8 protein-coding genes are annotated in these 6351 nt (G+C 57.0%); 1 reads left to right on the forward strand and 7 read right to left on the reverse strand.

What is annotated here, in order from left to right:
• Positions 1-50 precede the first annotated feature (50 nt).
• The 5 genes from E8K88_RS16855 to E8K88_RS16875 all read right to left on the reverse strand — a co-directional run bounded on the left by E8K88_RS16855 (position 51) and on the right by E8K88_RS16875 (position 3131).
• Positions 51-704: a hypothetical protein gene (locus E8K88_RS16855; protein WP_205880115.1), complete on the reverse strand. Its 654-nt coding sequence runs from the start codon at positions 702-704 to the stop codon at positions 51-53.
• A gap of 113 nt (positions 705-817) precedes the next feature.
• On the reverse strand, positions 818-1450 hold the full coding sequence (locus tag E8K88_RS16860; protein ID WP_136407843.1) for a hypothetical protein: 633 nt from the start codon (positions 1448-1450) through the stop codon (positions 818-820).
• A 62-nt stretch (positions 1451-1512) separates the two neighbouring features.
• A complete protein-coding gene (locus E8K88_RS16865; protein WP_136407844.1) occupies positions 1513-2265 on the reverse strand; it encodes a phosphate/phosphite/phosphonate ABC transporter substrate-binding protein in 753 nt (250 codons plus the stop codon).
• Positions 2262-2750, reverse strand: a complete 489-nt coding sequence (locus E8K88_RS16870) for a PAS domain-containing protein (RefSeq protein ID WP_240754577.1) — start codon at positions 2748-2750, stop codon at positions 2262-2264. The genes E8K88_RS16865 and E8K88_RS16870 overlap by 4 nt, the downstream gene beginning before the upstream one ends.
• Positions 2751-2768: 18 nt before the next feature.
• Positions 2769-3131 (reverse strand): roadblock/LC7 domain-containing protein, encoded by a 363-nt coding sequence (locus E8K88_RS16875; RefSeq protein WP_136407846.1) that lies wholly within the window; start codon positions 3129-3131, stop codon positions 2769-2771.
• 447 nt (positions 3132-3578) lie between these two features.
• Here E8K88_RS16875 and hemC point away from each other — a divergent pair, with 447 nt between their 5' ends.
• Positions 3579-4523 carry a hydroxymethylbilane synthase gene (gene hemC / locus E8K88_RS16880; protein WP_136407847.1) on the forward strand — a complete coding sequence of 315 codons (945 nt, stop codon included), beginning with the start codon at positions 3579-3581 and terminating at the stop codon, positions 4521-4523.
• Between the two features lie 41 nt (positions 4524-4564).
• Here the strand turns inward: hemC and E8K88_RS16885 are convergent, their stop codons facing one another.
• Together E8K88_RS16885 and E8K88_RS16890 are read right to left on the reverse strand one after the other, a co-directional pair.
• The gene (locus E8K88_RS16885; protein WP_136407848.1) at positions 4565-5485 is read right to left on the reverse strand and encodes a pseudouridine synthase; all 921 of its coding nucleotides are present in this window, start codon (positions 5483-5485) and stop codon (positions 4565-4567) included.
• A 139-nt stretch (positions 5486-5624) separates the two neighbouring features.
• The gene (locus E8K88_RS16890) at positions 5625-6266 is read right to left on the reverse strand and encodes an isopeptide-forming domain-containing fimbrial protein (protein ID WP_168797378.1); all 642 of its coding nucleotides are present in this window, start codon (positions 6264-6266) and stop codon (positions 5625-5627) included.
• Between the last annotated feature and the right edge of the window lie 85 nt (positions 6267-6351).

A 6351-nucleotide genomic window follows, 5' to 3' on the forward strand; every position in this document is an offset into this window, starting at 1 on the left:
AGCGCAATCGGCGCTCAGCGTAGGCAGGTTCTTAGAACGTGCTTACGATCTTAGAAATCAGGCGCAAAGCGGTTGCCGGCCAGACAAATGCCCCAAACCAACTCGACCAGAGCCAGGCTATTGAGCAAGGGCTCACCCGCAATCGCGAGCCAGTAGCCTGAACCGTCGACCCAGATCGGCACAAACGACCAGCTCGGCAGCAACAAATGCGAGTCTTCATAAAACGAGACGTAGCGGTTTGCGCCCTGCCAGCCCCGGCGCGACTGGCGCTTGGCATATTCGGAGAAGTCAGCGGCAGCAGCGCTGACTGCCTCGGCCTCCTCATGCTCTACGCCAACGCGGTCCAGGCAAAAACCAGAATCGGACGCCAACACCGCTTGGCGCTGGCCCGACAAGGGCGCAATCACGTGGCGAATAAAGTCCGACAGCCGGGTATCGGGCCCCGACACCGGACGCGAGAGCAATTGCACCCACTGCCGCTCTTGCGCATGCGGCAAGTTCGCGGTGTCCATGTTTGTCAGGCCCCACTCGCTTTTACTGACGGCCTGCTCACTGCGCAGCAAAGCTTGCAAGGCTTTTTGCTGCGCATCGGGCTCGGGTGAGCCAAATGCGTGCAACACGCCTTGCGGGGTCAAGGTGTACCAGGTGTCGAAAATCCCGGTAGAGCTACGCAGCGGGGCAGAACGTGGTGGAGTCGTGCTCATGAAATAAATGCTTTTGATGACAAATTGCGGCAGAAAAACCAACGAATCGGACAAGCCCTGCTTGTTCGATTGGCAGTATGCCTGAAAGCAATGGCGGGCCGTTCAATAGGGCGTCACTCAGGACCTCTGTCTTGCTCAAGGGCTTCAGCTACGGCTTGCCACTGCGCAGTCAGCTCAGGATGCGTGCGCAGCCACTCACGGCGAGCCAGCATAAAAGCCAGGCGGTCATGGCAGGCCAAGCAATGGGCCAAAAACTCTTGCTCCAGTGTCTGGGCGCGCTCGCCACCTTCTTGCAATGCGGCCAAGACCCGCTGCGCTAATAAACGCGACTCGTCGCTGCTGGCGCGCCTCAGCCGTGCTGGCACTGCTGCCGATGGCTGCACCAGCACACTCCAACGCGTGGCCAAAGCGTGCACAGGCGCAATCACCTCTCCTTGCGCAAAATGCCAATCAAACACTTGTGCGATGTGTGGTGGCAAATGCTTGTTGGCCAAATCACAGGCGAGTTCAAACAATGGCACGGCACTGCTGGGTACGATCACGCTGAACAAATCGACCAAACAGCCTTGCAGCGGCTCCTCACCGGCCACATGTGTGGCCGCTTCCAGGCGTTTGCGGTGGTTGATGGTTTGGCCTGGCTGCGCCAGAACCCGGCGCGCCATATGGCGCAGACGCAAGCGTGCCTGTTGCTGCGCAGCAGCAGACGCCGCCTGGCCGGCAGGCATGGGGTTGTCAAAGCGATTCAAGGCCAATCCTTCATGGTCAATTGTGAACTGCCTGCGCACAAGCGCCGCCCAGATACAGCCGCTTAGTCGCGCAACGTATCCATCAAATCAATCATAAACTCTGCATCCTCTTGCTCCATGCGCTCCAAGCCTTCATGCAAGCCCATGGCTTCGAGCACATCCTGATCACCAGCCTGTTTGCCGATGCCCAGCATGGCCTCTTGGATCACGGCAATATCGGCCTGGACACTGGGATGTGCAAGCAGCACATGCGAGATATCTTTCAGAGAACTTTCAATCAAAGGCTTGAGTTGATTTTTGGTCATTTTAGACAAGGCGTGGTAGGCCGTTGCCAAAAAGAAGCCGGCATCGACCTTGCCCTGAATCAATAACCGGGCCACAGCCTGGTAGCTCTCGACCAACTCCCAGCGAATGTCCTGCTCAGTCAAGTCGGCCGGCTCCAGCAGGCGCAAGCCAATCAGCTTCACATCATGGTTGGCAGTCAAAGCAATCTTGCTGCCACTGGGCAGGTCTTCGACCGAGTGCATTTGCTCTGCTGCAGCCGAAGTCGCAATCACCATTTCATTGGAGCGATTGATCGGGCGTGCAAACGGCACATAGCCATGGTCCCGGATCAACTCAGCCGCATCAAAAGGGTTGGCATACAGGACATCGACCGCGCCGTCTTGCAATAACTGGGCTTGCTCAGTCGCATTTTGCGGCATGACCAAACGCAAATGCATGCCTGAGCGCTTTTGCAACACGGTATTGAACATGTGCCAGCCGGCAAAATTTTGCGGCGGAAAATCAGGTGCCACCAAAAAATTCAATGTCATCGAGTAATTCTTTCTTCGCTCAGCCAAGCCTGGTAGACAGCGGTGATTTCATCAATTTTTTTACGCGAAGGTTTGCGCCGCACCGAGGTGTAGCCGACCACCTCCGAGCGGCGAATATTGGGCACTACAGTCGCGTAGACCCAATAAAAGCTGCCATCTTTGCGCAAGTTTTTCACATAACCGTGCCACTTGCGCTTGGCTTGGGCATCACCCCAAAGACTGGCAAAGGCTTTGGCAGGCATTTCGGGATGACGCAAAATGCAGTGCGGCGCGCCAATCAGCTCTTCGCGCGAATAGCCGCTCATCAGAACAAAGGCTTCATTGGCGTGGGTGATGCGTCCCTGCAGATCGGTGCGCGAGACGATCAACTGCCCATCCGGATAAGGCACCTCTTCATCTGTCCAATACAGCTGTCTGGTGCTGCCATCGTAGAAGGTTTTGCGCATTGAATGGCACGGCTGTGGCGGAGCAGTCATATCTGACATGAACATCGCGACGTCTCCTTACAACAGAGCGGCCAGCGTTTGAGAAGCACGCTTGATATCCAAAAACAACAGGCCCAGTTTGGCGTTGGCCTTGGCTGTGACAGTAAGCACCGCCTCTTCACCGGCAGCGGTCATGATGATGCAGCCTTGCTCGCCTTGAATCAGCACCCGCTCTAGCGCACCTCTTGCCAATTCACGCGTCACACGCTCGCCCATCGACAAGATCGCTGCCGACATCGCGCCCACACGGTCTTCATCCATGCCAGCGGGCATCGCAGAGGCCACCAATAACCCATCAATTGAGATCAGTGCAGAGGCCTCAATATCGGCCGTAGAGCCGTTGAGCTCCTTGAGTGTATTGATCAGTTCATCAATTCGCATTGCTTATCCAGTTTCAGGCAAAGAGCTGTAAATATTAGTCAGCTAATTTAGCCAAGCGGTTAAATGTCAACAAAATGTTATTTTGTCGAATTCTAATATGCACTCACCATATCGCGAAAAATTGACGAAATTGCACAGCCATCGTCCAGATGCACAAGTAATAGAGTAGGAGATCAGACCGCCCCTTTTAAATAGGCATGCTAGGATAAGCCCCCATCTGCCAGCTTCTGGCATGTGCCCTAAGAGCCTGTACCTAATCTCCACGCAGCCGCGTTGGAGATTTTGAACAGGCTCTAAGGCCTATTGCGCCAACAAGCAGCCACAGTGCCTTGTCCATTTGCAGATCGTAAGAAGGTGCGCCTCATGAATCGTCACCTTGGTCCATTACTATAATCAAACGCGAGCCCCATGCCCCGCCACTGGCAAGCTCAGTTACATTTGCACACCATGTCTACCACTCTGCCCTCTTCCTTGACAATCGCCACACGCAAAAGTCGCTTGGCACTTTGGCAAGCCGAACACATTCAGCAACGCCTCAAAGCCCTTGGACACACCGTCAGTTTGTTGGGAATGAGTACTACGGGCGATCAGATTCTCGACCGCAGCCTCAGCAAAGTCGGTGGCAAAGGTTTATTCGTCAAAGAACTGGAAACCGCTTTGCTCCAAGGGCAAGCCCATCTGGCTGTGCACTCGCTCAAAGATGTTCCTATGGAGTTGCCCGAAGGTTTTGTGCTGGCCTGTGTCACTGAACGAGGCAATCCCTACGACGCCTTTGTCTCGCACCACTACGCCCAGCTCGACGATCTGCCTCAGGGCGCTGTCGTAGGCACCTCTAGTTTGCGCCGACAGGTGATTTTGCAGCACCTGCGGCCTGATTTAAAAATTGAACCGTTACGTGGCAATATCGACACGCGCTTGCGCAAACTCGACGAAGGCCAATTTGACGCCATTATTTTGGCGGCTGCGGGCTTGGAGCGCTTGGGTCTGCATGACCGCATTCGCTGCCTGTTCACACCCGAGCAAATGCTGCCTGCAGCAGGCCAGGGCGCGCTCGGCTTGGAAGTCAGAACACAAGAATCGGCCTTGATCGCCACCTTACAGGCTCTGGCACACCCTCCGACGTGGCTCGCCACTGCTGCTGAGCGTGCTGTTAGCCGTGCTCTAGGCGGCAGTTGCTCCGTGCCACTGGCCGCCCATGCGGTTTGGTCAGAAGACAATTCGGGCTCGTTGTGGCTGCGTGCGATATGGGGTGATCCTGAGGGACGTCAACCACTGCTAGAGGCCGACATACGCGGCCCTGTGCAACACATCGAGCAAGCGGATCAACTAGGCCAGCAAGTGGCGCAAATGCTGCTCGATGCGGGCGCCAAGCGCACCGCTTTGCCAGCCTGATCGCAAGCCGCAGCCACGCGCGCCTTGGCGCTGCCAACACTTTAGACGGCTGCTACGGGCCATTGCAGGTTGCGACGACTCTCACAATAACGCCGCTGCCCACTGATCGGATCAACCCATTCCAATGACCGGGCCAGCAGTTGCAATGGCCGGCTGAAATCGCCCTCAGGCGGATCGGTGATCTCTGGATAAAACGGATCATTGCGCAGCGGCAGCCCCAGGCCTGCCATGTGCACCCGCAATTGGTGCTTTTTGCCGCTTATCGGCTGTAACTGGTACAACCCCCAAGCACCATGCAGCTCCAGCAGCTGCACCAGGGTTTCGCTATTGGCTGCGCCGTCGACCTCGTGCATCGTGAAAAAACGTGCTCCTCCTGGCTCCAGCCGGCTGGCATGGCGCACCTGCGTTGCGAAGCGCACATCGGCAGGTGCCACTGCCTCATAGCGCTTGCAGATAGCATGGTCGCGAAAGAGTGCGTGGTAACGGTCCCTCGTGGCAGGATTGACTGACAGCATCACCAAACCAGCCGTGTCCTTATCAAGGCGGTGCAAAGGTGCCAGCTGCATCAGCCCCAATTCATGCTGCATGCGGCTGAGCACGGTCTGTGCCACATAATTGCCACTGGGCGCAACAGGTAAGAAATGGGGTTTGTCGACCACGAGGATATCGGCATCCTGAAACAGCACCTCGACATCGAATGGGATCACCATTTCATGCGGTGGGTGACGTGGATAAACGATATGCTGCACACGCTCCACTGCATCTTCTGCCTGCAATACACGGCCATCGCCGTCGCGTACCAACTGCTGGGCAAAGCGCGCAGCCCACACGGCTTGCGGCACATGCGAAAAACGCTGCAGCACAAACTGCAGCACCGAACCTCTTGCAGAAGCGGGCACACCGAGCTTGGCCCAGCCTGGCGGTCTTTGCCACTGCAAAGGTGTTTTCAAATCGTCGTCCATGGCGCAATTATCGCCTGGGGTATCCGCACAGTAAGCCTTGTGAACCGCTGAACCGACTGGATCGATGGTTCACAAGGCATCTGGGAGAGGGCAAGCGATGCGTCACCGCACGCCTCCCCTAGATTAATGCGCGTGTTGGTTAAAGGGCCCGCGCACTCTTGCGTCTGGCCATCACGCCCAACCCCGCCCCCATGGCAAGCCACCACCACAGTGAGCCCACTGGCACCGGCACCGGCTCGCCAGGACGGATCGGGTGCGAGGTCTCGCACTCACCAGGCACACATACCGGATCACTTCCGCGCGGATCCCCAGGGTTGCCACCGCCTTTGCCTGTAACGTGGTTGACGACGGTCGAGCTCGCCCCTGTATCCACGGTGGTGGAATAGGTCACGGTGTAGGTGCCGCTGGCCTGGCCTGCGGCCAATGTGAATGTGCCTGCCACTGCATCGTGCGTGAAGCCCCCTGCAGCAACCACCGACGAGAATGTCAAGCCCTTGCCCAACACATCGGTCAGCACAATCGGAGTCTGTGTCGGAGCATTAGCCACATGCACACTCAACGTATAAGTCACGACTTGACCTGGAGCCACGACGGTACCCACCGCTGGAGAGGCCGTCTTGCTCAGCGAGATCGTTGGCAGCAGCGGGTGCTCCGTACTGCAGTTGCCCTCACAGCTTGGGTTCGGTGCACTCGGATCGTTCGGGTTGCCGCCACCGGTGCCACTGACACTGTTGCCTGCCGACACGTTCGCGCCTGCATTCACGGTCGCTGTGTAGCTCACGCTGTAGCTGCCGTTGGCTTGCCCTGCTGGCAAGGTGAATCGACCAGGGTTTTGTAGATAGTTCTCAGCCTCCTATTTCAGTTTT

This window comes from Lampropedia aestuarii (genome assembly GCF_004803635.1).
Classification (GTDB): domain Bacteria; phylum Pseudomonadota; class Gammaproteobacteria; order Burkholderiales; family Burkholderiaceae_C; genus Lampropedia; species Lampropedia aestuarii.